Here is a 1,412-nt window from a genome sequence, read left to right on the forward strand (position 1 = left end):
GTCTGGTAAATTTCTTAAATATTATAGCTTAGACTAGTTGCATTTAAAAGCAGCTAAATTGCAGCGTTTAAGGCATAAAAACGCCAATACTGAGAATAAATACCGACCGGGGCTTCTTTTGCTTTTTTTCTTCGCTTGGTAAATTTCTTAACGTTTATAGCTACCGTCATCCCGCTACGTGTTAGCGTAATTTACGTCAGGTACCGCAAATGAATCGCGGGATGACGAGAATTGCACTAGCTGTGCAACTTATGTTGCAGCTACCAATATTCAAAATGAAAGTCTAACTTACAATCTCAAACTTTCTGCTTGCAATTGCCATAATGATATGTACTAACACAATCTTTTACCGCTGTTTTAGCCTTTTCAATATTCTCTGATTCTTCCTGATGCTTCATATGAAAGGCTACGCCACCAGCAAGACATACAAGAAAATTAACACCAAGAACAGCCAGACCAAATTCTGGTAAAACTGGATTAACAGCGTAAGCTATTAAAGCTGCCAGAGAAATAGCGCTAACTGCAAATTCTATATTTCTGAACATCTTGAGTCGATCATCCAGATAATCTATTTTGTCTGATTTTCTAGCCTCTTTTTTGCTACTATAATAGAAATAGCACATAAGACCATGGAAAGCAGCACACACAACCGCAACTTGCTATACCTAAAGCCAGTAACTTTCTATCTTCGCTCTTATCTGCTCTGCTTTGATTACCACCATAGTTATGTACAACTGTAGTATGACCACGCCAAGCGAATAAAGAATCAAAACAACATTGTAACAGTAAATAATCCCAAAAATCTAAACCTCTATTGTGCACGTGTATATGTACATTCTGAGTGCCTGCAGGTTGACGACCGATATTCCTCCCGTTGTATCCATCTCCTTTGCTTCCTATGTTCTGTCCATTGTTTAAATTTTGGTCCTTAATAAATTCTTCATATACCTCTGCAAACTTATCCTCATTTCAAGTTAAGCTTTGTGTACTAATACAATGCTGTAAAAACTTTTCAATGTTTTTACTACCACCAGATTTTTTTATATAGGCTAATGCATACCTTTTTAAAACACTATTACTTGTTACCATAAATACCCCATTAAATAAAGATTAAATTAATAAATACTTATTATAATAAAGTTACGTCTTCCTGTCAACTTGAGCATAAACATACCCACAAGCAACCAAAAATTTTTTTAATCTCGGATTCATAACCTTCACTCAATGACTAACTCATTATGGCATACACATAGAAAAATGCAAGCTTTTATAAAGATCGATTGAAATTTCTGAGCTTCGGTTATATTGTTAATCTATTCAGATAAAAATTAAAAGCCATTGTGTCAAATAAAATAGGTTTTTTGGCTGTTCTTGCCTTAGTGATTAGTAGTCAAATTGGCTCTGGAATTTTT

Annotated in this window: 1 protein-coding gene; it reads right to left on the minus strand. The window is 34.7% G+C overall.

Annotation, left to right across the window (positions count from 1 at the left end; all coding sequences use genetic code 11):
* Positions 1-296 precede the first annotated feature (296 nt).
* A complete protein-coding gene (locus GO685_RS05260) occupies positions 297-623 on the minus strand; it encodes a hypothetical protein (RefSeq protein WP_175937873.1) in 327 nt (108 codons plus the stop codon).
* Positions 624-1,412: the final 789 nt, after the last annotated feature.

It is taken from the genome of Wolbachia endosymbiont of Madathamugadia hiepei (assembly GCF_013366855.1).
In the GTDB taxonomy this organism is placed as follows: Bacteria; Pseudomonadota; Alphaproteobacteria; order Rickettsiales; family Anaplasmataceae; genus Wolbachia.